General features: G+C 67.3%; 22 protein-coding genes and 1 tRNA gene. 13 read left to right on the forward strand and 10 right to left on the reverse strand.

All coding sequences use genetic code 11. The features are described from left to right. The first annotated feature begins 54 nt into the window (after positions 1–54). From HUK68_RS11670 to hemP, 4 genes are all read left to right on the forward strand, one after another. Entirely contained in the window at positions 55–753 is a 699-nt protein-coding gene (locus HUK68_RS11670; protein ID WP_175504296.1) for an energy transducer TonB, read from the forward strand. Positions 754–768: 15 nt separating this feature from the next. Then, positions 769–1,494, forward strand: coding sequence for a MotA/TolQ/ExbB proton channel family protein (locus HUK68_RS11675; protein ID WP_175504297.1), 726 nt, complete (start codon positions 769–771; stop codon positions 1,492–1,494). Positions 1,495–1,496: 2 nt separating this feature from the next. After that, positions 1,497–1,907, forward strand: coding sequence for an ExbD/TolR family protein (locus HUK68_RS11680; RefSeq protein ID WP_175504298.1), 411 nt, complete (start codon positions 1,497–1,499; stop codon positions 1,905–1,907). A 241-nt stretch (positions 1,908–2,148) separates the two neighbouring features. Then, a complete protein-coding gene (hemP, locus tag HUK68_RS11685; RefSeq protein WP_244146344.1) occupies positions 2,149–2,298 on the forward strand; it encodes a hemin uptake protein HemP in 150 nt (49 codons plus the stop codon). A 341-nt stretch (positions 2,299–2,639) separates the two neighbouring features. On the opposite strand, the gene HUK68_RS11690 is transcribed toward hemP, so the two are convergent. Further along, the gene (locus HUK68_RS11690) at positions 2,640–3,047 is read right to left on the reverse strand and encodes a GlcG/HbpS family heme-binding protein (RefSeq protein ID WP_175504300.1); all 408 of its coding nucleotides are present in this window, start codon (positions 3,045–3,047) and stop codon (positions 2,640–2,642) included. A gap of 189 nt (positions 3,048–3,236) precedes the next feature. On the opposite strand from HUK68_RS11690, the gene HUK68_RS11695 reads away from it, so the two are divergent. After that, on the forward strand, positions 3,237–3,929 hold the full coding sequence (locus tag HUK68_RS11695; protein WP_175504301.1) for a Bax inhibitor-1/YccA family protein: 693 nt from the start codon (positions 3,237–3,239) through the stop codon (positions 3,927–3,929). Positions 3,930–4,044: 115 nt separating this feature from the next. Continuing rightward, positions 4,045–4,407 (forward strand): hypothetical protein, encoded by a 363-nt coding sequence (locus tag HUK68_RS11700; protein WP_175504302.1) that lies wholly within the window; start codon positions 4,045–4,047, stop codon positions 4,405–4,407. Between the two features lie 60 nt (positions 4,408–4,467). Here HUK68_RS11700 and rlmD read toward each other — a convergent pair whose 3' ends face one another. Beyond that, a complete protein-coding gene (gene rlmD / locus HUK68_RS11705) occupies positions 4,468–5,925 on the reverse strand; it encodes a 23S rRNA (uracil(1939)-C(5))-methyltransferase RlmD (protein ID WP_175504303.1) in 1,458 nt (485 codons plus the stop codon). Between the two features lie 76 nt (positions 5,926–6,001). Here rlmD and HUK68_RS11710 point away from each other — a divergent pair, with 76 nt between their 5' ends. Next, positions 6,002–7,015, forward strand: coding sequence for a P1 family peptidase (locus HUK68_RS11710; RefSeq protein ID WP_175504304.1), 1,014 nt, complete (start codon positions 6,002–6,004; stop codon positions 7,013–7,015). A 220-nt stretch (positions 7,016–7,235) separates the two neighbouring features. Here the strand turns inward: HUK68_RS11710 and ettA are convergent, their stop codons facing one another. After that, positions 7,236–8,855 (reverse strand): energy-dependent translational throttle protein EttA, encoded by a 1,620-nt coding sequence (gene ettA, locus HUK68_RS11715; RefSeq protein WP_244146345.1) that lies wholly within the window; start codon positions 8,853–8,855, stop codon positions 7,236–7,238. Here ettA and HUK68_RS23270 point away from each other — a divergent pair. The 4 genes from HUK68_RS23270 (at position 8,743) to HUK68_RS11730 (ending at position 14,051) form a co-directional block, all read left to right on the forward strand. Next, positions 8,743–9,060 carry a hypothetical protein gene (locus tag HUK68_RS23270; RefSeq protein WP_244146373.1) on the forward strand — a complete coding sequence of 106 codons (318 nt, stop codon included), beginning with the start codon at positions 8,743–8,745 and terminating at the stop codon, positions 9,058–9,060. The genes ettA and HUK68_RS23270 overlap by 113 nt on opposite strands. An 89-nt stretch (positions 9,061–9,149) precedes the next feature. Beyond that, positions 9,150–10,991 carry a DEAD/DEAH box helicase gene (locus tag HUK68_RS11720; protein ID WP_175504306.1) on the forward strand — a complete coding sequence of 614 codons (1,842 nt, stop codon included), beginning with the start codon at positions 9,150–9,152 and terminating at the stop codon, positions 10,989–10,991. A gap of 320 nt (positions 10,992–11,311) precedes the next feature. After that, positions 11,312–13,012: a M14 family zinc carboxypeptidase gene (locus HUK68_RS11725; RefSeq protein WP_244146151.1), complete on the forward strand. Its 1,701-nt coding sequence runs from the start codon at positions 11,312–11,314 to the stop codon at positions 13,010–13,012. Positions 13,013–13,019: 7 nt separating this feature from the next. Continuing rightward, positions 13,020–14,051 (forward strand): patatin-like phospholipase family protein, encoded by a 1,032-nt coding sequence (locus HUK68_RS11730; protein ID WP_175504308.1) that lies wholly within the window; start codon positions 13,020–13,022, stop codon positions 14,049–14,051. A 21-nt stretch (positions 14,052–14,072) separates the two neighbouring features. Here the strand turns inward: HUK68_RS11730 and HUK68_RS11735 are convergent. Together HUK68_RS11735 and HUK68_RS11740 are read right to left on the reverse strand one after the other, a co-directional pair. Further along, a tRNA-Arg gene (locus HUK68_RS11735) sits at positions 14,073–14,149 on the reverse strand. A 124-nt stretch (positions 14,150–14,273) separates the two neighbouring features. After that, positions 14,274–15,215, reverse strand: a complete 942-nt coding sequence (locus tag HUK68_RS11740; RefSeq protein WP_175504309.1) for a LysR family transcriptional regulator — start codon at positions 15,213–15,215, stop codon at positions 14,274–14,276. Positions 15,216–15,327: 112 nt separating this feature from the next. On the opposite strand from HUK68_RS11740, the gene HUK68_RS11745 reads away from it, so the two are divergent. Beyond that, positions 15,328–16,335, forward strand: coding sequence for a bile acid:sodium symporter family protein (locus HUK68_RS11745; RefSeq protein WP_175504310.1), 1,008 nt, complete (start codon positions 15,328–15,330; stop codon positions 16,333–16,335). Between the two features lie 14 nt (positions 16,336–16,349). On the opposite strand, the gene HUK68_RS11750 is transcribed toward HUK68_RS11745, so the two are convergent. The 5 genes from HUK68_RS11750 to HUK68_RS11770 all read right to left on the reverse strand — a co-directional run bounded on the left by HUK68_RS11750 (position 16,350) and on the right by HUK68_RS11770 (position 21,823). Beyond that, positions 16,350–17,306 carry an isoaspartyl peptidase/L-asparaginase family protein gene (locus HUK68_RS11750; RefSeq protein ID WP_175504311.1) on the reverse strand — a complete coding sequence of 319 codons (957 nt, stop codon included), beginning with the start codon at positions 17,304–17,306 and terminating at the stop codon, positions 16,350–16,352. 171 nt (positions 17,307–17,477) lie between these two features. After that, complete coding sequence (locus HUK68_RS11755; protein ID WP_175504312.1) at positions 17,478–18,143, reverse strand: methionine ABC transporter permease; 666 nt, start codon at positions 18,141–18,143, stop codon at positions 17,478–17,480. Between the two features lie 3 nt (positions 18,144–18,146). Further along, positions 18,147–19,190, reverse strand: a complete 1,044-nt coding sequence (locus tag HUK68_RS11760; RefSeq protein WP_175504313.1) for a methionine ABC transporter ATP-binding protein — start codon at positions 19,188–19,190, stop codon at positions 18,147–18,149. Between the two features lie 242 nt (positions 19,191–19,432). Further along, on the reverse strand, positions 19,433–20,779 hold the full coding sequence (gene gudD, locus HUK68_RS11765; protein WP_208458663.1) for a glucarate dehydratase: 1,347 nt from the start codon (positions 20,777–20,779) through the stop codon (positions 19,433–19,435). Between the two features lie 63 nt (positions 20,780–20,842). Next, positions 20,843–21,823 carry a Bug family tripartite tricarboxylate transporter substrate binding protein gene (locus HUK68_RS11770; RefSeq protein WP_175504315.1) on the reverse strand — a complete coding sequence of 327 codons (981 nt, stop codon included), beginning with the start codon at positions 21,821–21,823 and terminating at the stop codon, positions 20,843–20,845. Between the two features lie 287 nt (positions 21,824–22,110). Here HUK68_RS11770 and HUK68_RS11775 point away from each other — a divergent pair, with 287 nt between their 5' ends. Next, the gene (locus HUK68_RS11775; RefSeq protein WP_244146152.1) at positions 22,111–23,106 is read left to right on the forward strand and encodes a LacI family DNA-binding transcriptional regulator; all 996 of its coding nucleotides are present in this window, start codon (positions 22,111–22,113) and stop codon (positions 23,104–23,106) included. Positions 23,107–23,121: the final 15 nt, after the last annotated feature.

Raw genomic sequence — 23,121 nt, forward strand, 5'->3', positions numbered from 1 at the left:
TCCGCCTTCATCCAGCTGCCCGGGTGCACTGCGCGCTGACCCACCCTCTCGTATATGTCCCAGTCTGATAGATTTGCCCCTTCCGGGGGGATGAGCCGCAATGTGGTCATTGCCGGTTCCGTGGTGGCGCTGCATGTGGCCGGTATCTGGGCCCTGCAAAGCGGCCTGATGCGCAAGGCCGTTGAAATCGTGGTGCCGGCCGAAGTGCTGGCCGAGTTCATTGCTCCGCCCGCGCCCGAAGTCGCGCCGCCACCGCCGCCGCCTCCACCCCCGCCCAAGCCGCAACAGAAGCCGGTCGTGCGCAAGGCCCCCATGCCCAAGGCCGTGGTGTCTCCGACACCGCGCCCCGAAGCGCCCGTGGGCGTGGTCGATCCCGAACCCGCGCCGGTGCACGAAGCGCCACCAGCGCCCCCCGCTCCTCCGGCCCCGCCAGCGCCACCGGCCCCGCCCGCGCCGCCGGCGCCGCCCGTGATCCAGTTGCCGTCGAGCAATGCGGCCTATCTGAACAATCCCAAACCCAACTATCCGTCGATCAGCCGGCGCATGGGCGAGCAGGGCAAGGTCGTGCTGCGCGTGTTCATCGACGCCGAAGGCAGGCCGCAGACCATCGAGATCCGCGAGTCGAGCGGCTATGAACGCCTGGACCAGCAGGCCGTCGAATCCGTCAAGCGCTGGCGCTTCGTGCCCGGCAAGCGCAATGGTGTTCCCGAAGCCATGTGGAACATCGTGCCCATCAATTTTGTTCTCGAATAATTTTCAGGAGTATTCATGGATTCCCATTTCGGCATTGCCAACGTCTGGACCCAGGGGGACTTCGTCACCCGCGCCATCGCCGTCATTCTGATCGGCATGTCCCTCGTGTCGTGGATCGTCATCCTGCTCAAGGCACTCGACATCTTCAAGTACCGCAAGTTCGCGCGCGCCGCCCATGACTTCTGGCACAGCGAGGACTTCAGCGCCGGCATGGACAAGCTCGGCACCGACCCGGCCAACCCGTTCCGCCACTTGGCCCTCGAAGGCCGCGAAGCCACGGCCCACCACCGCAAGAGCAGCGCCCACCTGCATGACGCGCTGGACATCAGCGACTGGGTCACGCGCTCGCTGCGCAACTGCATCAACGAGTTCACCGCGCGCCTGCAAGGCGGCCTGGCCATCCTGGCCTCGGTGGGCTCGACCGCTCCGTTCATCGGCCTGTTCGGCACGGTCTGGGGCATCTACCACGCGCTGGTGGCCATCGGCTCGACCGGCCAGTCGACCATCGACAAGGTCGCCGGCCCCATCGGCGAAGCGCTGATCATGACGGCCCTGGGCCTGGCCGTGGCCATTCCCGCGGTGCTGGGCTACAACGCCCTGGTGCGCGGCAACAAGTCGATCCTCAACAACCTCAACAGCTTTGCGCACGACCTGCACGCCTACTTCGTGACCGGTGCCCGCGTGAACATCCAGAATGACGGCGAGCCAGCCAAGGTGCTGCCGCTGAAGAAAGGTGCCTGACCATGGCGTTCGGAACCCAGGACGATGCCGATGAGGTGATGAACGAGATCAACATGACGCCGCTGGTCGACGTCATGCTGGTGCTGCTGATCATCTTCATCATCACCATTCCGGTGATGAAGCATTCGGTCAACGTCGATCTGCCCCAGGCCACCAACCAGCCTGAGAACGTGAAGCCCGAGACCGTCAACCTGAGCATCGATGCCCAGGGGCAGTACCACTGGAACGCCCAGCCGATCACGGACGAGGCGCTGGTGGCCCAGCTGCAGGCCGAGGGCGCGAAGGAGCCGCAGGCCGACCTGCATATCCGTGGCGACAAGAACGTGCGCTACGAGCGCGTGGCCCAGGCCATGGCGGCCGCGCAGCGCGCGGGCGTGCGCAAGATCGGCTTCGTGACCGACCCGACGCAGTAACCCCTGCCCCTGCCCGCACTTCGCGACAAGCCCTGCCTCCAGCCCGGAGCCAGGGCTTTTTTCCATGGCGCAGCGCCGGCCTGCATGGCTGTTTAACTTATTTACAAAAGCCATGCGCCAAAGCGTTGACATGTTATTGAGAATCAATATCATTAGCGTACACATCGACCTGAGGATCAACCCCATGCCCGCTACCCTTTCCCTGCCCCGTACAGGCCAAGCCAGCCAGATCTCCCTGCAGATGTCCCAGCCCGCAACGCTCGCGGACAATGCGCTGGGCATGAACAGTTCCGAACTGCTGCAGGGACGCAAATCCGTCACCATCCTGCACAACGGCATGCCCTATCGCCTGCAGGCAACCAAGCTGGGCAAGCTGATCCTGACCAAGTAAACCAGTTTCATCGTGGGGCGACTCCCCGGCAGCAGTGCCGGTCCGGGTCGTTTTGCCAGCCAACGGCGCTTGTCCGCGTAGCCAGGCTTTTTTTCCCTCACGGCACCATGCAAAAAGCCGGTCAATGACCGGCTTTTTTGCTGATGCTTTAAGTGATTGCCCCGTTTACTGTCTTATGAATCTGGCATGTACCAGCAAAGGACACCGAGCAAGGGCCGCGCCTGGGCGGCCCCCCCCCGCAACGATGGTGTCGTCCCTAGCCGGGCGCCCCCCTCCACCGAAGGATGAGAGGGGGAAGCGGGGCTCGGCGCCTGCCGCGTGAGCCGCTCAGGGGGTGCTTCTTACAGTCCGATGGCAGCGATGCCGGCGCGCGCGATCTGTGCGTCTTCGTGCGACTTCACGCCGCTCACGCCGACGGCGCCGATCACCTGGCCGTCCTTGACGATGGCCACGCCGCCTTCGAGCAAGCCTTGCAGCGCGGGAGCGCTCAGGAAGGCGGTGCGGCCGCCATTGACGATGTCTTCGTAGATCTTGGAGTCGCGGCGGCCCAGGGCCGAGGTGTTGGCCTTGGCGGGAGCGATCTGCGCCGAGATCGCGGCCGCGCCGTCCAGGCGCTGCAGCCACAGCAGATGACCGCCGTCGTCGACGATGGCAATGCTCACGGCCCACTTGTTTTTCAGGGCTTCGGCTTCTGCCGCAGCGGCAATGGCTTTCACGTCGGCGAGTTCGAGTTCGTGCTTGGTCTTCATGCAAAAGGCTCCAGTTGAGATCGGCGAAAACTCACAGCATAACGGGCAAACCGCCGCCAACTCGGCACTTCCAGCGCAAAAGATTCACAACTAAAACCAATTGAGCGCAACCGGGTATTGAAATGGCCGTTTGCCATCGCCACCTAGAATGGGCTATGCAATCACGCATGAACGAAGGAGAACGTCCGAATGAATGAACAAGTCACCACACTGGGCTCTGCGGGCTACGGTGTCTCGCAGCAACAGCGCAACAAGGTCTTGCGCAATACCTACTGGCTGCTCGCCCTGAGCCTGCTGCCAACGGTACTCGGCGCCTGGGTAGGCGTTGCCACGGGCATCACGGCATCGCTGAGCGGCGTGGTCGGGCTCGTTGTCTTCCTGGGCGGCGCCTTCGGCTTCATGTATGCCATCGAGAAGACCAAGCATTCGGCCGCGGGCGTGCCCGTGCTGCTGGGCTTCACCTTCTTCATGGGCCTGATGCTGTCGCGCCTGATCGCGCAGGTGCTGGGCTTCACGAACGGCTCCGAACTGGTCATGACCGCGTTCGCGGGCACGGCCGGCGTGTTCTTCGTGATGGCCAGCGTGGCCAGCGTGATCAAGCGCGACCTGTCGGGCATGGGCAAGTGGCTGTTCGTCGGCGCGCTGGTGCTGTTCGTCGGCATCATCGTCAACATGTTCGTCGGCTCGTCCGTGGGCATGATGGTGATCTCGGTGGCCGGCATCGGCATCTTCAGCGCCTTCATGCTCTATGACCTCAAGCGCATCATGGACGGCGGCGAGACCAACTACATCAGCGCCACGCTGGCGCTATACCTGGACCTGTTCAACGTGTTCCAGTTCCTGCTGTCCTTCCTGGGCATCATGGGTGGCGATCGCGAATAACGCGCTTCGCTTCCAGCGAAAAGGCCCTGCGGGGCCTTTTTTCATGGCGGCTGCGTTGTCACGGCAAAAACATCGCTCTCAACTTTTCACACCGGCTGCCGATAATGCAGGGGACATGCACAAATACGCCCTTCCCCCCATGCGCTCCGCCCTCCTCGCCCTTCCCCTGCTGCTGGCCGGCTGCGACATTCCGGGCCTGGGCCCGACGCCCCAGGCGCTGGCGCGCGAAAGCGAAGCCAAGGCCGTGGGCAGCGCCTGCCGCCACGCCATGCGCGGCCTCGAGGATTGCTATGTGCTGAACCCGAAAGCCGTCAAGGCGCAGGTGTTTGCCGGCTGGAAGGAAATGGACCAGTACATGCGCGAGAACAAGATCGAGGGCGTGCCCTCGGTCATCACGCAACGCGAAAAGCCCGCGCGCGCCAAGGACGACGACATCGAGACCGAACTGCGGCCATCGGCCGCACGCGGCCGCAGCTGATGGCGCACGGGGCCCAGGCGGCCCCGGTCAGGGCATCCCACGCCTGACCGGAGTCAAGGTTCAGACCCGCTCAAAGACCGCCATGCTCTCGACGTGCGCGGTGTGCGGGAACATGTTGATCACGCCCGCGCTGACGCAGCGGTAGCCCGCGCGGTGCACCAGCAGGCCCGCGTCGCGCGCCAGCGTGGCCGGGTTGCAGCTCACGTAGACGATGCGCTGCGGCGGCTGCCAGGCTTCGCTGCCTTCGGGCAAGGGCTCGGCGTCTTCGGCGCCGATGCGCGCCTGGTGGATGGCGGCCAGGGCCTGGGCCAGCGCGAACGCGCCTTCGCGCGGCGGGTCGACCAGCCACTTGTCGGCCGTGCCGTCGGCAATCAGCATCGCGGGGGTCATGTCGAACAGGTTGCGCGCGACGAAGTCGGTGGGTGCGAGCGCGTCGCCGGGCGCGCGCTGCGCCTGGTTGGCGGCGAAGTTCTCGCGCGAACGCGCCACCAGCGTCTCGCTGCCTTCGATGCCTAGCACTTCGCGCGCCTGCGTCGCCAGCGGCAGCGTGAAATTGCCCAGGCCGCAGAACCAGTCGATCACGCGCTCGCTCTTTTGCACGTCGAGCAATCGCAGCGCGCGCGTCACCAGCACGCGGTTGATGTGTGGATTGACCTGGGTGAAGTCGGTGGGCTTGAACGGCATGGTGATGCCGAAGTCCGGCAGGCCATAGGACAACTGCTGCAGCGGCGGGTCCATCAGCTTCACGGTGTCCGGTCCCTTGGCCTGCAGCCACCACTGGACGCTGTGCTCGGCGGCAAACGCGCGCAGCCGCTCCTGGTCGGCATCGGACAGCGGCTCGAGATGGCGCAACACCAATGCGGTGACGTCGTCGCCGCACGCGACCTCGATCTGCGGCAGCGTTTCGCGCGCATCCATCGAGGCCACCAGCGCCCGCAGCGGCATCAGCATGTTGTCGACATGCGGCGGCAGCACACGGCAGACTTCCATGTCGGCGATGTAGCGGCTCTTGCGCTCGTGGAAGCCGACCAGCACCTTCTGCTTCTTGATCACATAGCGCACCGACAGGCGCGCGCGGTAGCGGTAGCCCCAAGCCGGGCCTTCGATCGGGCGCAGCACCATGTCGGCCTTGATCTTGCCCAGATGCCACAGGTTGTCCTCGAGCACGCGCTGCTTCACGGCGACCTGGCCGGAAACATGCATGTGCTGCATCTTGCAGCCGCCGCAGGCGCCGTCGTGCAGCCCGAAATGCGGGCAGCCGGGCCTGACGCGCTGCGAGGATTCACGGTGCACGGCCGTCAGCGTGCCGGATTCCCAGTTGTTCTTCTTGCGGTGCACGTTGGCGCTGACCCATTCGCCGGGCAGCGCGCCATCGATGAACACCACCTTGCCGTCGGGCTGGCGCGCCACGCCCTGGGCGTCCATGTTCATGGACTGCACCTCGAGCCAGCCGGGTGGCAGGTCGGGGTTGGATTCGTGGAGGATCGCGGGGGGATTGTTTTCGCTCATGTCGCTCATGGGCGAGATTGTCTCCGAAGCCCGGCAGGGCGAGCGCGGTGCGGGGCCATTGGCGGCGGCTGCCCATAATGGCGCCATGAACGCATCGACCATTGCCGCGCGCCTTGCGCTTTCCCCTGGCAGCATCACGCGTGTGCAGGGCATCGAAGTCGGCCACCATACCGATACCCGCCGCCCCACGGGCTGCAGCGTGGTGATCGCACGCGCGGGCGCCGTGGGCGGCGTCGATGTGCGCGGCGCGGCGCCGGGCACGCGCGAAACCGACCTGCTGCACCCGACCAACCTGGTCGAGCGGGTGCATGCCGTGCTGCTCGCCGGCGGCAGCGCGTGGGGGCTCGATGCGGCCAGCGGCGCGGTGCGCTGGCTGGAGGAGCAAGGCGTGGGCCTCGATGTGCGCTACGCCCGGCTGCCGCTGGTGCCGGCCGCGGTGCTGTTCGACCTGGGCGTGGGCGATGCGCGCATCCGCCCCGATGCGGCTTCGGGCTATGCGGCCTGCGCCGCCGCCAGTTCCGAGCCGCCGGCCGAAGGCAATGTCGGCGCGGGCGCGGGCGCCTGCGTGGGCAAGGTGTTCGGCATGGGGCACGCGATGAAGGGCGGCATAGGCACGGCCTCGGTGACGGTGGAGGGCGTCACCGTGGGTGCGCTGATCGCCTGCAATGCGCTGGGCGATGTGGTGGACCCGGATACCGGCGCGGTGATTGCAGGCGCGCGCACCGAAGGCGGACGGCAGCTGCGCGACACGCGGCGCGCGCTGCTGCGCGGCGAGCTGCCCAAGCCGGTGCTGGCCGGCACCAACACCACGATTGGCGTGATTGCCACCGATGCGCAGATCACCAAGGCCCAGGCACACCGCCTGGCCGTGGTGTCGCACGACGGACTGGCGCGCGCGATCAACCCGGTGCACACCATGTCGGACGGCGACACGCTGTTCACGCTGGGCACGGGCGCCAGCGGCAGGGCGCTGGGCATGATGGCGCTGGCGACGATGGCGGCCGAGGTGACGGCGGTGGCGACGCTGAGGGCGGTGCTTTGCGCGCGGGGGATCACGACGGCGGACGGGCTGTGGCTGCCGGCGGCGGGGGATCTCTAGGGCGGGACGTCCATGGTTCGACAAGCTCACCACGAACGGTAAAGACAAGCTCGCAACGAACGGTGAAGCCAGGCTCAGCACTACATTTCGATCCCGTTCGCCCTGAGCCTGTCGAAGGGTGAAGGGCCTGCACTCAAAGATGTAAAGCGCAACGAAAACAGGCTCCACCAGGGAGCCTGTCCTTCGACCCAACGGCCTGCGCAAGCGCAGGCCCCACTGATTACTTCAAGGCCTTGTAGCGCATGCGCTTGGGCTTGGCGCCCTCTTCGCCCAGGCGGCGCTTCTTGTCGGCTTCGTATTCCTGGTAGTTGCCGTCGAAGAACACCCACTGCGAGTCGCCTTCGGCAGCCAGGATGTGGGTGGCGATGCGGTCGAGGAACCAGCGGTCATGCGAGATGACCATCACCGTGCCCGCGTACTCGAGCAGCGCGTCTTCCAGCGCGCGCAGGGTTTCGACGTCCAGGTCGTTCGAGGGTTCGTCAAGCAGCAGCACGTTGCCGCCCTGGATCAGGGTCTTGGCCAGGTGCAGGCGGCCGCGTTCACCGCCGGACAGGTTGCCGACCTTCTTTTGCTGGTCCTGGCCGTTGAAGTTGAAGCGGCCCGCGTAGGCGCGCGAAGCCATCTGGAACTTGCCGACGTTGATGATGTCGAGGCCGCCCGAGATGTCTTCCCACACGGTCTTCTCGTCGGACAGCGCATCGCGCGACTGGTCGACGAAGGCCATCTTGACGGTCTGGCCGATGTCGACCGTGCCGCTGTCGGGCTGCTCCTTGCCGGCGATCAGCTTGAACAGCGTGGATTTACCCGCGCCGTTCGGGCCGATGATGCCGACGATCGCGCCCGCGGGCACGTTCATGCTCAGGTTGTCGATCAGCACGCGGTCGCCAAAGCTCTTGGTGACGTTGTTGAACTCGATGACCTTGCTGCCCAGGCGCTCCGCCACAGGAATGAAGATTTCCTGCGTTTCGTTGCGCTGCTGGTATTCGTGGTCGCTCAGCTCCTCGAAGCGGGCGATACGCGCCTTGGATTTCGCTTGGCGGCCCTTGGAGTTCTGGCGCACCCACTCGAGTTCCTTCTTCAGGGCCTTGGCGCGGGCTTCCTCGCCCTTGTTTTCGGCTTCGAGGCGGTTGCCCTTCTGGATCAGCCACTCGGAGTAGTTGCCCTTGTAGGGGATGCCGTGGCCGCGGTCGAGTTCGAGAATCCACTCGGCGGCGTTGTCCAGGAAGTAGCGGTCGTGGGTGATGGCCACCACGGTGCCGGTGAAGCGGTGCAGGAACTGCTCGAGCCAGTCGACGGATTCGGCGTCCAAGTGGTTGGTGGGTTCGTCGAGCAGCAGCATGTCGGGCTTGGACAGCAGCAGCTTGCACAGCGCCACGCGGCGCTTTTCACCGCCCGAGAGCTTGCCGATGACGGCGTCCCAGGCCGGCAGGCGCAGCGCGTCGGCGGCGATTTCAAGCTGGTGCTCGGAGTCGGTGCCGGCCGCGGCAATGATGGCCTCCATCTCGCCCTGCTCGGTGGCCAGCGCGTCGAAGTCGGCATCTTCCTCGGCGTAGGCGGCGTAGATCTCGTCGAGGCGCTGGCGCGCGCGGTTGACGTCGGCCATCGCTTCCTCGACGGCCTCGCGCACGGTGTGCTCGGGGTTGAGCTGAGGCTCTTGCGGCAGGTAGCCGATCGACAGGCCAGCCATGGGAATGGCTTCGCCTTCGATTTCCTTGTCCACCCCTGCCATGATCTTCAGCAAGGAGGACTTCCCGGAGCCGTTAAGGCCCAGCACGCCAATCTTTGCGCCGGGGAAAAAGCTGAGAGAAACGTCCTTCAAGATCTGCCGCTTGGGCGGCACGGTCTTGGTGACATGGTTCATCGAAAAAACGTATTGGGCCATGGATTTGTCTGTTGATTCTTCAAAAACTGGGCAACAAAATGGTTGCACGCCAACCGCGATTATCCGCGCATGCGACAATACCCTCAGTTACGGGTTCCAGTTGCCCGCAACATCAGCATTCCAGCTGGGGACAATGGACGCAGTGCCGGGCTCCCATCTTTGAACCTCATCTGCCTAGGACTGGCGGCAACCGCCCAAAGGTTGCCATGACAGGCTGATACCCCCGCGCCCAGGACGGGCGCACCTGACCACATGACATTTGAAGAACTGAATCTGGCTCCTGCCATCCTGAAGGCCGTGCTCGAACAGGGTTACAACAACCCCACGCCCATCCAGGCCCAGGCCATTCCGGCCGTGCTGCAGGGCCAGGATCTGCTGGCCGGCGCACAGACCGGCACGGGCAAGACCGCGGCTTTCGCGCTGCCCATGCTCAACCGCCTGCTGGACAGCGATCCGGCGACGAGCAAGTTCGGCAACAAGGGTGTGCGCGCGCTGATTCTCACGCCGACGCGCGAACTCGCGGCCCAGGTCGAGGAATCGGTCCGCGCCTATGCCAAATACCTCGATGGCATCAACTCCACGGTGGTGTTCGGCGGCGTCGGCATGAACCCGCAGATCGACCGCATCAAGCGCGGCGTCGACATTCTGGTGGCCACGCCCGGCCGCCTGCTGGACCTGCAGCAGCAAGGGTTTCTGGACCTGTCCACGGTGCAGATCCTGGTGCTGGACGAAGCCGACCGCATGCTGGACATGGGCTTTATCCATGACGTGAAGAAGGTCTTGGCACTGGTGCCCAAGAACAAGCAGAGCCTGCTGTTCTCGGCCACGTTCAGCGACGAGATCCGCGAACTCGCCAACACGCTGCTGAAGAACCCGCAGAGCATCCAGGTCACGCCCAGCAACACCACGGTGCAGCGCATCACGCAGATCATTCACCCGGTGGGCCGCGGCAAGAAGAAGCAGGCGCTGCTGCACATCATCCAGGAACACGACTGGAGCCAGGTGCTGGTGTTCACGCGCACCAAGTTCGGCGCCAACAACGTGGCCGACTTCCTGACCAAGAACGGCGTCAGCGCCATGGCGCTGCACGGCAACAAGAGCCAGAGCGCGCGCACCCAGGCGCTGGCCGGCTTCAAGAGCGGCGACATCCGTGCGCTGGTGGCCACCGACATCGCTGCGCGCGGCATCGACATCGACGAACTGCCCCACGTCGTCAACTACGAAATCCCCAACGTCTCGGAAGACTACGTGCACCGCATCGGCCGCACGGGCCGCGCCGGCCGCGAGGGCCATGCGGTGAGCATGGTCTGCATGGATGAAGAAGGCTTCATGATGGACATCGAGCGCTTCACGAAGCAGGAGATCCCAGTGCAGGTGCTCGAAGGCTTCGGCCCCGAGGAAGGCGAGAAGGCCGAACCCATTGCCATGGGCCGCCAGACCATCTGGGGCGGCGCGGGCAAGCCGCCCAGCCGCGACGTGATGCAGGCGGCCGCCAAGGCCGCGCGCTCCGAGATGATGGAGCGCATCCGCGCCAACAAGCCCGCCGCCGGCGAACGCGGCGCCAAGCCGCAGGGCGGCGGCGCGCAGGGCAATGGCGGTGGCCGCTCGGGCGGCCGCGGCGCGGCCCAGGCCAACGGCGAAGCCCGTGCGCCCGGCAACGGTCCGCGCAACGCCAACGGCGCGCGTGGCAATGGCGGCCGTGGCGCCGGTGCGCGCGGCAATGGTCCGCGCCAGGGTGGCCAGGGCTTTGGCGGCGATCGCCATGCCGAAGGCCGCCATGACGAGCACCGCGCGCCGCGCCCTCCGCGCGAAGGCGGCAACTCGCGTTTTGACGACCAGCCGCCGCGCGCCAACGCGCACCTGGGCACCCAGCTGGGCCGCCCGGTGACGCCGCGCGGCAGCTCGGCGGGCGGCCAGCCCGATCCGATGCGCACCAGCGTCGACAGCATGGCCCAGGCAGGCCGCCGCAGCGGAGGCTTCCGCAACGGTGGCGGTGGCGGCGGTTTTGGTGGCGGCCGCAGCGGCGGTGGCGGTGGTTTTGGCGGCGGCGGCCGCAGCGGTGGCGGCGGCGGCCGCGGCGGTTTCGGCCGCTGAGCCCTGGGCTCCGGGGGCGCTGCGTGCCGGCGCCCCACCATTTCTGGCTGTTGCCACGCGCCCCAGCGGCGCGTGGCATCGGCCTGGCGCGCGCTGCCCGCGTCTGCCGGTAGCCACCGCTCGCTCGATGCGTTGCACGGTTTGCGCTGACATCGAAAGCATGTTTGAGCGGGTTAACATCCCTGCACCTCAGACCTCCGCCCCCTACGGTCGGCTTTCGGAATAAAAAGGCCCTCACCATGCAACCGCACCCCGCCCTCTCCGGCCGGCTGAACTGCGTTCCGCAGTTGGGCTGGACCGTGCGTCTTTCCGCCATCGCGATGGCTGCACTGCTTGCGGCCTGCAGCAGCACGCCGCTGCCTCCCTGGCCCGGCCCCGGCCCGGTCACCCCTTCGCGCCCTGCCGTGCCCAGCGTCCCGGTGGCGCCCGGCCCGGCCGCCACGGTCACGCCCGTGGCCCCTCCTCCCATCCTGGGCACGTCGCTGCCTGGCGCGCGTCCCGCGCAGGCGCTGCCCTACAACGAGGCGGTTGCCGCGCGCTTTCCCGACCCGTCGGTGCGCTATGAGACGCCGGGCCTGCAGGACAACCGCAACAACTTCACGACCCAGGCCGAGATCGCGCAGTGGCTGCGCGACATCGCCAGCAAATCGCTGGGCAGCGGTACGCTGCTGGGTGTGGTGACGGCCGGCACCTCACAGCGCGGCGAACCCATTCAGGCTCTGGTGGCGACGCGCGCGCGCAGCATAGAGCCACGCGCGCTGGACGCGCTCGACCGCCCGACCGTTCTGCTGGTCGCCCAGCAGCGCGGCGACGAGCCTGCGGGCAGCGAAGCGCTGCTGGCGCTGGCGCGCGAACTCGCGCCCGGCGGCCTGCTCGAGCCGCTGCTGGCGCGCATCAACGTGGTGGTCGTGCCACGTGCCAATCCGGACGGCGCGCTCAGCGGCCAGCGGGCGACGGCCAATGGCGTCGACATGACCCACGACCACCTGCTGCTGCGCACCCCCGAGGCGCAGGCCCTGGCCGGGCTGGTGCGCGACTACCGCCCGACGGTCGTGATCGATGCGGGCGAGTTCGAAGTGGCGGGCCCTTATCTGCGCAAATACCGCGCGCTGCAGCGCCCCGACGTGCAACTGCAATATGCGGGCACGGCCAATGTGCACGAGTTCGTCACCAAGGCGGTGCGCGAATGGATACAGGAGCCGGTGTCGACGGCGCTGACCAATGCGCAACTGAGCAGTGACTGGTATGCCACGACATCGCCCGATTCCCAGGTGATGACGCTGTCGATGGGCTCGATTGCCCCCGATACCCTGCGCAATGCCAGCGCGCTGCGCAATTCGCTGGGCCTGATGGTGCGCACGCGCGGCGTCGGCATCGGCCGCGCCCATCTGCAGCGCCGCGTGCACAGCCAGGTCGTGGCCATGAGCAGCGCGCTGCGCAGCACCGCCGACCGCGCGTCGGAACTGGCCCAGGTGCAGTCCTTCGTGCGCCGCGACATCGCCGCCCAGGCCTGCCGCCAGCAGATGCTGGTGCAGGCCGAGCAGACGCCGGGCCAGCGCGACGTGGTCATGCTCAATCCCGAGACCGGCGCGGATTACGGCGTCAAGGTCGACTGGAACTCGTCGCTGGCGCTGCGTCCGCTGGCCTCGCGCGTGCGCCCCTGCGGCTACTGGCTCGCCGCCGATGCGGCCACGGCCGTGGAACGCCTGGAACTGCTGGGCGTGCAGGTGCTGCGCGTGGCCGAGGGCGCGCCGCTGATCGCCGACAACTTCACGCCCACGCCCGGTGCCTCGGCGCCTGCGGGCGGCAGCGTGCGCCGGGTACAGGTCACCCCCACGCGCGGCGGCGTCGAGGCGGCTCCGGGCAGCTACTACGTGCCCATGAACCAGCCCGCGGCCCATCTCGCGGCGGCGGCGCTGGAGCCCGACACGGACTTCAGCTTCTTTGCCAACCATGTCATTGGCAATCTCAGCGATGTGGCCCGCGTCATGGTGCGCCCGGCGCTGGTGTTCGAGGAATGATCCGTCAATGCGCCTGAACGCCCTGTACCCGCTCGTGCTCGTTGCCGTGGCCGGCCTGGCCGCCTGCGGCAGCGCACCCCGGTCCGCCCCCCAGGACCCCAACGCCGCAGCGCCTGCGGGAACGGCGCCCGCGCCGCTGAAGATCGGCATCGCGCTGGGTGGCGGCGCGGCCAAGGGCTTTGCGCACATCGGCGTGATCAAGATGCTCGAGGCCAACGGCTTGACCCCAGCCGTCGTCTCTGGCACCAGTGCCGGCAGCGTGGTCGGTGCGCTGTATGCCAGCGGCATGGATGCGTTCGCGCTGCAGGAAAAGGCTGTCGGACTCGATGAGACCAGCATCCGCGACCTGCAGTTTTCCTCGGGCGGACTGGTCAAGGGCCAGAAGCTCGAAGACTATGTGAACGAGCAGGTGCAGCGCCGCCCGCTCGAGAAGCTGGCCAAGCCTTTCGTGGCCGTGGCCACGCGCCTCGAGGACGGCGAACGCACGGTGTTTGCGCGCGGCAACACCGGCCAGGCGGTGCGCGCCTCGAGCAGCGTGCCGGGAGTGTTCCAGCCCGTGACCATAGGCAAGTACCACTTCGTCGACGGCGGCGTCGTGAGCCCCGTCCCCGTGGATGCGGCGCGCCAGCTCGGCGCCGACATCGTGGTGGCGGTCGACATCTCCAGCAAGGCGCGCGGCCAGTCGCCCGGCGACATGCTGGGCACGCTGGGCCAGTCGATTGCGATCATGGGCCAGAAGCTCGGCCAGGCCGAACTGGCGCGCGCCGACGTGGTGATCCGCCCCAAGGTGCTGGACATCGGCGCCGCCGACTTCACGCAGCGCGGCAGCGCCATCCTCGAGGGCGAGAAGGCGGCGCTGGCGGCCATGCCGCAGATCCGCGCGCGCATCGCGCAGCTGCAGGCCGAACGCGCGCAGGCGCTGCAGCAGGCACAGCAAAAAGCCGCCCAGGAGAGATACCAGGCCTGCCTGGACCAGCGCAGCCGGCTGCAGAAGATTTCGGGAATGGTCGGCTTGAACGAAGCCTGTACGCCGCCTTGAAAGGCAACGCCATGGGGAAAGTGGTGCGGCGTACTGGAATCGAACCAGTGACCCACAGCTTAGAAGGCTGTTGCTCTATCCAACTGAGCTAACGCCACCACGGGAGGTGCACAGGCAGAACGCCGGTGCGGTGCGGGGCAGCGGTCTACGGCGCGTGGCCGCGCTGCCCAGGGGCCATATCATACCCGGCCCGCTGCCTTGCCCGCATGAAAAGCCGCGCATTCACGCTTGGCCCCGCGCCCGCGGTGCGGCGGCCACCGGCACAGCCGCACGCGCATGCGCAACGCCGCGCACCAGGTCCCAGACGCGTTGCACCACGGGTGCCAGCCGGCGGTGGCGCCGGTGTACCAGCATGATCTGTCTTTCGACGGCCGGCAGCAGCAGGCGGTGCGCCAGCTGGGCACTGGCCACGCCCTGCTCGGCCACCGCCAGTTGCGGCACCACGGCCACGCCCAGTCCGGCCTGCACCATGCTGAAGATGGTGGTCGTGTGCCCGACCTCCTGTACCACCTGGCAGCCCGGCGCATGCTGCTCCAGCACGCGGTCGATGAGACGGCGGCTGCCCGACGCATGGTCCAGCAGCACCAGCGGGTGGCCCGCCAGATCGCGCCAATGCACTTCGGGCAGTTGCACCAGCGCGTGGTCTGCGGGACACACCAGGCAAAAGGGTTCGCTCAGAATGGTTTCGCAATGCAGGTCCTCGGGTTCGGTGGGGTCGATCACCACGCCGAAGTCGACCTCGCCGGCACGCACGCTGTCGAGTGCGCCCTGCTGGATGCGGTCGAGCAGCTGCAGTTGCAAGCCCGGGTGCTGCTGCGCGCACAGGGCAATGCACTGCGGCATCAGGTGCGCGGACAGCGTGGGGCTGCTGGCCACGCGCACCCGGCCATGCGGCTGCGTGGCAAGTCCGCGCACTTCCAGCAGCGCCGCATCGAGTTCATCGAGCACGCGCGTGATGCGCCCTTGCAGCATGCGGCCCGCATCGCTGAGTTCGACCTCGCGCGTGCTGCGGTGCAATAGCTCCAGCCCCAGCTGCTGCTCGAGATCGGTGATGCTGCGGCTCACGGCGGGTTGGGTCAGGCCCACGGTCTCGCCGGCGCGGCTGAAATTGCGCTCGTGCGCGACGGCAAGAAACACGCGCAGCTGGCGCAAAGTTACATTCATGAGAAAAAAGTATAGAACAATCAGATAAATACATTTCACTTTTGAATGCGGATGCAGTCCAATCGGCGCCATGTTCGCGCCCGCGGCGCATTGCAATCCTTGAAAGCCCGGCATGGCCCGACCCAGATTCCTCCCTGACAATTTCACCCTGATGCTGGTGGCCACCGTGCTGCTGTCGAGCTTTCTGCCGGTCTACGGCAGCGTCGCGCGCGGCCTGGAGTGGGTCACCGTGGGCTTGATCTTCATGCTGTTCTTCCTGCATGGCGCCAAGCTGTCGCGCCAGGCCATCTGGGCCGGCATCAGCCACTGGCGGCTGCACCTGATGGTCACGGCCATCACCTTCGTGGTCTTTCCGCTGCTGGGCTGGGGCCTGCGCCCGGTGCTCGAACCGCTGCTGACGCCCGATCTCTATCTGGGCGTGCTGTTCCTCTGCACCCTGCCCGCGACGGTGCAGTCGGCCGTGACGCTCACGGCCATCGCCCGCGGCAACATGCCGGCCGCGATCTGCAGCGCATCGGGCTCGACGCTGATGGGCATCGTGCTCACGCCGCTGCTGGTCGGACTGTTGCTGGCGCAGACCGCCACCAGCAGCGACCCGTTGCAGGCCATGGGCCGCATTGCGCTGCAATTGCTGCTGCCGTTCGCGCTGGGCCATTTGCTGCGGCCCTGGGTCTCGCCATTCCTGCAGCGCCACGCGGCGCGCATCAAGGGCATCGACCAGAGCTCCATCCTGCTGGTGGTCTACTCGGCTTTCAGCGCCTCGGTGGTGGCTGGGCTCTGGAGCCGCATTCCGCCGCTGGCGCTGGCGGCGCTGGTGCTGGTCTGCGCCTTGCTGCTGGCCCTGTCGATGGGTCTCAGCATCTGGCTGGCGCGGCGCTTCGGCTTCTCCAAGGAAGACGAAGTGGCCATCGTGTTCTGCGGCGCGCAAAAGAGCCTGGTCAGCGGCGTGCCCATGGCCAAGGTGCTGTTTGCGCCCAGCGTCATGGGCGGCATCGTGCTGCCCTTGATGATCTTCCACCCGATGCAGCTGCTGGTGTCGGCCTGGCTCGCGGGGCGCTACGCGCGGCGCGCGCCCGACCCGGCGCTGGCTGCCGAGACACCGGCGCCGGCGAAAGCCTGAGGCCCGAGCCCGACTCACATGCCGCTGTAGTCCTCGGGAAAGATGGCCGTCCATGCGGCCTCGCCCTGGCGCTGCAGCCCGCGGTACATGCCGGCGCTGTTGAACGGCATGCTCACCGCGCCGTGCGCATCGACCGCGATCACGCCGCCCACACCGCCCATGCGTTGCAGCTCGCCAAACACCACATCGGCTGCCGCTTCCTGCATTGCCTGGCCGCGGTAGAGCATGCGCGCATGGATGTCATGCGCGGCCGCGCAGCGGATGAAATGCTCTCCGGTGCCGGTGGCCACCACGGCGCAGCTCAGGTCATTGGCATAGATGCCGGCGCCGATGACCGCCGAGTCGCCGGCGCGGCCCGGGCGCTTGTTGGTCAGCCCGCCGGTCGATACCGCGGCCGCGAGGTGGCCCGAAACATCGAGTGCCACGGCACCCACCGTGCCCTGTGTGCCCTGTGTGCCCTGGGCCAGCAGCGGCGCCGGGGCCGCGGACGGCACCTGCCGGCCCTGGGCGCGGCGCAGCTCGGCCAACCGTTCGTCGGTGTGGAACCAGGCGTCTGACTCGATGGCCAGACCCATCTGCTGCGCGAAGCAGCGCGCGCCCGCGCCCACCATCAGCACATGGCCCGAGCTCTGCATCACGCTGCGCGCGAGCGCCACCGGATTGCGCACGCCCTGCACGCAGGCCACGGCGCCCGCGGCCAGGTCCTGCCCTCGCATGACCGCGGCATCCAGCTCGTGGCGCGCATCGGCCGTATAGACCGCGCCGCGCCCGGCGTTGAACAGGGGACAGTCCTCGAGCAGGACCACCGCCGCCTCGACCGCGTCCAGCGCCGCGGCGCCGTGCTCGAGCAATTCGGTGCCAGCCGCCAGCACCGCCTTCAGCGCGCGGTGGTAGGGGCTGGCGTCGGCCGGATCGGAGGCGATGGCGCCGGCGCCGCCATGCACGGCAATCACATAGCGATGGTGTTCCATGGGGCTCTCCCGCAATGGCGGTGGAGTTCCATGCTGCGCCCGCGCGACGTGGCGCGGCGGTAGGCGCAGGCCAAAGGCCCATGCCAGCCGCGGCAGGCGAAAAAAAAGGGAAGCCGCAGCTTCCCTTTGCCATGCGGCCCGCGCCGCGCTCAGCGGTGGGTCAGCGGTGGGTCAACGATGGCTAAGGCGGCGCACCGCCCAGTCGCCCAGGCTCTGGATGGCTTGCACGAAGAAGATCAGCACGATCACCACGGCCAGCATGACGTCGGGCAGGAAGCGCTGGTAGCCATAGCGGATGCCCAGGTCGCCCAGGCCGCCGCCGCCGATGGCGCCGGCCATGGCCGAGTAGCCGGTCAGGCTCACGAAACTGATGGTCAGGCCGGCCACGATGCCCGGCAGGGCTTCGGGCAGCAGCACCTTCCAGACGATCTGGCTGGTGGTCGCGCCCATGGCCTGCGCGGCTTCGACCAGGCCGTTGTCGACCTCGCGCAGCGCGGTTTCAACCAGGCGCGCAATGAAGGGCGCGGCCGCCAGCGTGAGCGGCACCACGGCGGCGCCGGTGCCGATCGACGAACCGGTGATCAGCCGCGTGAACGGGATGATTGCCACCAGCAAGATGATGAACGGCGTCGAGCGCACGGCATTGACGATCCAGCCCACGGTCTTGTTCAGCGGGCCGTTTTCCAGCACGCCGCCGTTGTCGGTGAGGCGCAGGAACACGCCCAGCGGAATGCCCAGCAGCGCGCCGACCAGGCCCGAGATGCCGACCATGACCATGGTTTCCCACAGCGAGATGGCAAACAGCTCCAGCATCATTTCAGAGAAATTTTCAAACATCGCTCAACCCTCGATCTGCACGGTTTCGACCTGTACGCCCGCCGCGCGCAGGTGCGCGACGGCGGCCTGGATCTGCGCCGCGTCGCCGCTCGCAAACACGGCCAGCGAGCCGAAGGTCTGCTCCTGGATCTCGTCGATCTGGCCATGCAGGATGCTCAGGTCCAGACCGAAGTCGCGGATCATCTGCGACAGGATGGGCTGGTAGGCGCTCTCGCCCGCATACGACAGGCGCAGCAGCTGCCCCGAGGCGCCCTGCAGATTGGCAGCCAGCGTGCGCACGCGTGCCAGCACGCTCACCGGCAGCTCCTGCGGCAGGATCTCGTCGATCAGGCTCTTGGTGATGGCTTGCTGCGGGCGCGTGAACACGTCGATGACGGGCCCCATTTCCGCAATGCGGCCCGCGTCGATGACCGCCACGCGGTCGGCGATCTGCTTGATGACCTGCATCTGGTGCGTGATCAGCACCACGGTGAGGCCCAGCTCGCGGTTGACCTTGCGCAGCAGGTCGAGGATCGAGCGCGTGGTCTCAGGGTCGAGCGCCGAGGTCGCTTCGTCGCTCAGCAGCACCTTGGGATTGCTTGCCAGCGCGCGCGCAATGCCCACGCGCTGCTTCTGGCCGCCCGAGATCTGCGCCGGATAACGGTCGCGCAGCGCCGTGAGGCCCACCAGTTCCAGCAGCGGCTCGACGCGCGCGCGGATCGCTTCCTTGGACATGCCCACCAGCTCCAGCGGCAGCGCGGCGTTGTCGAACACCGTGCGCGAGGACAGCAGGTTGAAATGCTGGAACACCATGCCGATGTCGCGGCGCGCGGCGCGCAGATCGGTGTCGCCCAGCTTGGTCAGGTCGCGGCCGTTGACGATGACTTCGCCCTCGGTCGGACGGTTGAGCAGGTTGATGCAGCGCACCAGCGAGCTCTTGCCCGCGCCGCTGCGGCCGATGATGCCGAACACCTCGCCCGGCTGGATATGCAGGTCGATGCCGCGCAAGGCCTCGACCGGCCCGGTCGGACCCTGGTAGATCTGGGAAAGCCCCCGAATGTCGATCATGAATGTGCTTTGGCGCAGTGCAAGACCGGGCCTGCCCGCGCGCGTTGGATGGAAAAGGAAAAGCGCCCGCACCGGTGAAGGTGCAGGCGTCAATGGAGCCTACCGGCGGCCCGTGCCGCTTCGGTGTAAACCCTCAACTATGCCTCAAATTGTGACAGAGGGCCGCTATGGCGCCTATTTCCCTGCTTTCCGGCCGTGACGGCGCGATTTTCCATGCAAGGGCCCGGGCGGCGCGCGAAAAGTCAGCGCACCATGCAGGGGCGCTTGTTGTCGAAGGTCCAGCCGGGCACCAGGTATTGCATCGCGGTGGCGTCATCGCGCGCGCCCAGGCCATGCCGCAGGTAGAGCTGGTGGGCGCGTTCCACCGCGTCCATGTCCAGCTCGATGCCCAGGCCGCCGCGCTGCGGCAGCGCGATGTAGCCGCCCTGGATCTGCAGCGGCTCCTTGGTGAGGTGCTGGCCGTCCTGCCAGATCCAGTGGGTGTCGATGGCCGTGACCCGGCCCGGCGCAGCGGCGCCGACATGCGTGAACATCGCCAGCGACACATCGAAATGGTTGTTGGAGTGCGAGCCCCAGGTCAGGCCGAAGGCCTGGCACAACTGGGCCACACGCACCGAGCCGGCCATCGTCCAGAAATGCGGGTCGGCCAGCGGAATGTCCACCGATTGCAGCGACAGCGAATGCGCCATCTGGCGCCAGTCGGTGGCGACCATGTTGGTGGCCGTGGGCAAGCCGGTGGCGCGGCGGAACTCGGCCATCACTTCGCGCCCCGAGAAACCGTCTTCGGCGCCGCACGGGTCCTCGGCATAGGCCAGCACGCCGTGCATGTCGCGCATCAGGCGCACCGCGTCCTTGAGCAGCCAGCCGCCGTTCGGGTCGAGCGTGACGCGCGCCTGCGGAAAGCGCTCGTGCAGCGCGCGGATGGCTTCGACCTCTTCCTCGCCGCGCAGCACGCCGCCCTTGAGCTTGAAGTCCTCGAAACCGTAGCGCGCATGCGCGGCCTCGGCCAGGCGCACGATGGCCTCGGGCGTCATGGCCTTCTCGTGGCGCAGGCGCAGCCAGTCGTCGGCCGCGCCCGGGTCGATCTGGTAGGGCAGGTCCGTGAGCTTGCGGTCGCCCACATAGAACAGATAGCCCAGCATCTGCACCGAGGTGCGCTGCACGCCCTCGCCCAGCAGCGCCGCGACGGGCACGCCCAGGTGCTGGCCGAGCAGGTCCAGCAGCGCCGATTCGGCCGCCGTGACCGCATGGATGGTGGTGCGCAGGTCGAAGGTCTGCAGCCCGCGGCCCGCGCTGTCGCGGTTGGCGAATTCGCTGCGCATCGCATTGAGCACGGCGTTGTAGTTGCCCACGGGCTGGCCGACGATGAGCTGGCGCGCATCTTCGAGCGTCTGGCGGATCTTCTCGCCGCCCGGCACTTCGCCGACGCCGGTGTTGCCCGCGCTGTCGGTGAGCACCAGCAGGTTGCGCGTGAAGAACGGCGCGTGCGCGCCGCTCAGGTTGAGCAGCATGCTGTCATAGCCGGCGACGGGAATGACCCGCAGTTGGGTCACGACGGGAGTGGAGGAGCTTGCTTGCGAGACGGCCATGGTGGAATCGAATGAAGAGAGAAGCGGCCCGGAGGTCATCCAGGCCCGGAGGGAAAAAATGCGTCAGTTGGCCGTGATGCCGCCGGTCTCGATCACCTGCTTCCAGCGCGCGAACTCGCGCGCCTGGAACTGCGTGAACTCCTCGGGGCTGTTGCCCACGATTTCCAGGCCGACATCGGTGAACTGTTTGGTCAGCGCCGGGTCCTTCAAGGCCTTGACGATACCAGCCTGCAGCTTGGCCTTGACATCGGCCGGCAGGTTGCGCGGCGCGGCAATGCCCTGCCACGAATAGACCTCGACGCCCTGCAGGCCCGATTCCGCAATCGTCGGCACATCGGGCAGGACCGGCGAGCGCTTGTCACCCGTGACGGCAATGGCCTTGAGCTTGCCGGCCTTGATGTGCTGCACGACGGCATTGACGTTCTGGAACGACATGTCGACCTGGCCGCCGAGCAGGTCGGTGATGGCCGGCGCGCCGCCCTTGTAGGGCACGTGCAGGCCCTTGGCGCCGGCCTTCTGCCAGAACAGCTCGGCCGTCAGATGGTCCGACGAGCCCGCGCCCGACGTGGCGAAGCTCACCGCGCCGGGCTTGGCCTTGAGCATGGCAATCACGTCCTGCAGGTTGTTGAGCTTGGGCGCCAGCGTGGGGTTCACCACCAGCACATTGGGCGCCTGCACGGCCACGGTGAGATAGGTGAAATCCTTGAGCGGATCGTAGGGCAGGTTCTTCATCAAGTGCGGAGCGACGACGAACGGCGCCAGCGACGACACCAGCAGCGTGTAGCCATCGGCGGGCGAACGCGCGACCTGGGCCGCGCCTATGCTGCCCGTGGCGCCGGCCTTGTTCTCGACCACGAAGGTCTGCTTGAACTGCGTGCCCAGATGGTTGCTCACGGCACGCGCGATGGTGTCGGTGGCGCCGCCCGCGGGGAACGGCACGATGACGTTCACGCTTTTGTCGGGCCAGGCAAATGCGGGCGCGCTTGCGCCCAGGGCGGCCAAGCCGACGCACAGGGCAGCGGTCGCAGTCTTCAATGCTTTCATCTGTTTGTCTCCGAAATGGCCCACAGGGTTTTCCCAGCGCAGCCGGTTATTAAAAAAGTACAGATATCGATAACATTTCGTCAAAAGCCGATTGTTAACGTGAACATAACCGTTTGAATCAGTGCTAACCCTAGTTCAAGCGAATTTCTGGCTCTCATGGCCTCGCGAAAGCCGTGCGTGGGCTGAATACAATCGCGCGAGCCTCCGCTGCTTCACCGCCCCCACGCAGGGGTTGCAATCTCCAGGTGGCCCATTTCCGCGCTGCCCCGCTGCCAACAGGAATCGTTTTGTCCCACAAGCCCGCTACCGTTCAGGATGTCGCCCAGCTCGCCGGAGTGTCGGCCATGACGGTCTCGCGTGCGCTGAACGCGCCGGGCAAGGTGACGCCCGAGACCCTCGCCCGGGTAAGGACGGCAGTGGATGCGCTGGGCTATGTGCCCAATGCCATGGCCAGCGGCCTGCGCATGGCGCGTGCGCGCATGGTGGCCGCGCTGCTGCCGACGCTGGTCGGACCGGTGTTCCAGGAGCTGGTCGAGTCGCTGGCCGAGTCGCTCAAGCGCAGCGGCTACCAGCTGATGATCGGGCAGGCGGGCTACGACGCGGCCCAGGAAGAGGAACTGATCAAGACCATCATCCAGCGCCGCCCCGACGGCATCGTGCTGGTGGGACTGGTCTCATCGCCGGGCGCGCGCAATGCGCTGCTCGCGTCGCGCATTCCAGTCGTTGAAACCTGGGACTTCACCGACCATCCCATCGACATGCTGGTGGGTTTCTCGCATGGCGCCATTGGCGCGTCGGTGGCGCAATTCCTGCACGACCGCGGCCATCGGCATGTGGCCATCATCACCGCCAACGATGCCCGCGCCCAGGCACGCACCGCGGCATTCATGGAACGCTCCAAGGCGCTGGGCGCGCAGTCGGCGCAATGCTTTCTCACCACCGCCCCCAGCACCGTGGGCGCGGGACGCAAGGGCCTGGCCACGCTGCTGCAGACGGCGCCCGAAATCACCGGCGTGTTCTGCAGCTCCGACAGCCTGGCGCTGGGCGCGTTGATCGAAGCCCAGCACCAGGGCCGGCGCGTGCCGCAGCAGCTGGCCATCGTCGGCCTGGGCGACCAGAGCTTCGCGCAGGACGCGCAGCCCGCGCTGACCACCGTGCGGCTCGACGGCACACGCATCGGCGCCCTGGCGGCGGAGCTGATGATCGCGCGCGCCGAGGGCCGGCCCGTGGCCGAGCCGGTCGTCGATGTCGGCTTCCATATGGTGGTGCGCGACAGCACCTGAGCGGCACCCCGGGCG

Origin of the sequence: Comamonas antarctica (genome assembly GCF_013363755.1) — a bacterium.
Classification (GTDB): Bacteria; Pseudomonadota; Gammaproteobacteria; order Burkholderiales; family Burkholderiaceae_C; genus Comamonas; species Comamonas antarctica.

Coding starts and splice junctions, on each gene's coding strand:
- HUK68_RS11670 (WP_175504296.1), top strand. CDS start 55: ATGTCCCAGTCTGATAGATTTGCCCCTTCCGGGGGGATGAGCCGCAAT.
- hemP (WP_244146344.1), top strand. CDS start 2,149: ATGTCCCAGCCCGCAACGCTCGCGGACAATGCGCTGGGCATGAACAGT.
- HUK68_RS11730 (WP_175504308.1), top strand. CDS start 13,020: ATGCGCCTGAACGCCCTGTACCCGCTCGTGCTCGTTGCCGTGGCCGGC.
- HUK68_RS11740 (WP_175504309.1), bottom strand. CDS start 15,215: ATGAATGTAACTTTGCGCCAGCTGCGCGTGTTTCTTGCCGTCGCGCAC.
- HUK68_RS11755 (WP_175504312.1), bottom strand. CDS start 18,143: ATGTTTGAAAATTTCTCTGAAATGATGCTGGAGCTGTTTGCCATCTCG.
- HUK68_RS11700 (WP_175504302.1), top strand. CDS start 4,045: ATGCACAAATACGCCCTTCCCCCCATGCGCTCCGCCCTCCTCGCCCTT.
- rlmD (WP_175504303.1), bottom strand. CDS start 5,925: ATGAGCGACATGAGCGAAAACAATCCCCCCGCGATCCTCCACGAATCC.
- HUK68_RS11690 (WP_175504300.1), bottom strand. CDS start 3,047: ATGAAGACCAAGCACGAACTCGAACTCGCCGACGTGAAAGCCATTGCC.
- HUK68_RS11760 (WP_175504313.1), bottom strand. CDS start 19,190: ATGATCGACATTCGGGGGCTTTCCCAGATCTACCAGGGTCCGACCGGG.
- HUK68_RS11710 (WP_175504304.1), top strand. CDS start 6,002: ATGAACGCATCGACCATTGCCGCGCGCCTTGCGCTTTCCCCTGGCAGC.
- HUK68_RS11720 (WP_175504306.1), top strand. CDS start 9,150: ATGACATTTGAAGAACTGAATCTGGCTCCTGCCATCCTGAAGGCCGTG.
- HUK68_RS11745 (WP_175504310.1), top strand. CDS start 15,328: ATGGCCCGACCCAGATTCCTCCCTGACAATTTCACCCTGATGCTGGTG.
- HUK68_RS11750 (WP_175504311.1), bottom strand. CDS start 17,306: ATGGAACACCATCGCTATGTGATTGCCGTGCATGGCGGCGCCGGCGCC.
- HUK68_RS11695 (WP_175504301.1), top strand. CDS start 3,237: ATGAATGAACAAGTCACCACACTGGGCTCTGCGGGCTACGGTGTCTCG.
- gudD (WP_208458663.1), bottom strand. CDS start 20,779: ATGGCCGTCTCGCAAGCAAGCTCCTCCACTCCCGTCGTGACCCAACTG.
- HUK68_RS11770 (WP_175504315.1), bottom strand. CDS start 21,823: ATGAAAGCATTGAAGACTGCGACCGCTGCCCTGTGCGTCGGCTTGGCC.
- HUK68_RS23270 (WP_244146373.1), top strand. CDS start 8,743: ATGATCTTCAGCAAGGAGGACTTCCCGGAGCCGTTAAGGCCCAGCACG.
- HUK68_RS11675 (WP_175504297.1), top strand. CDS start 769: ATGGATTCCCATTTCGGCATTGCCAACGTCTGGACCCAGGGGGACTTC.
- HUK68_RS11725 (WP_244146151.1), top strand. CDS start 11,312: ATGGCTGCACTGCTTGCGGCCTGCAGCAGCACGCCGCTGCCTCCCTGG.
- HUK68_RS11680 (WP_175504298.1), top strand. CDS start 1,497: ATGGCGTTCGGAACCCAGGACGATGCCGATGAGGTGATGAACGAGATC.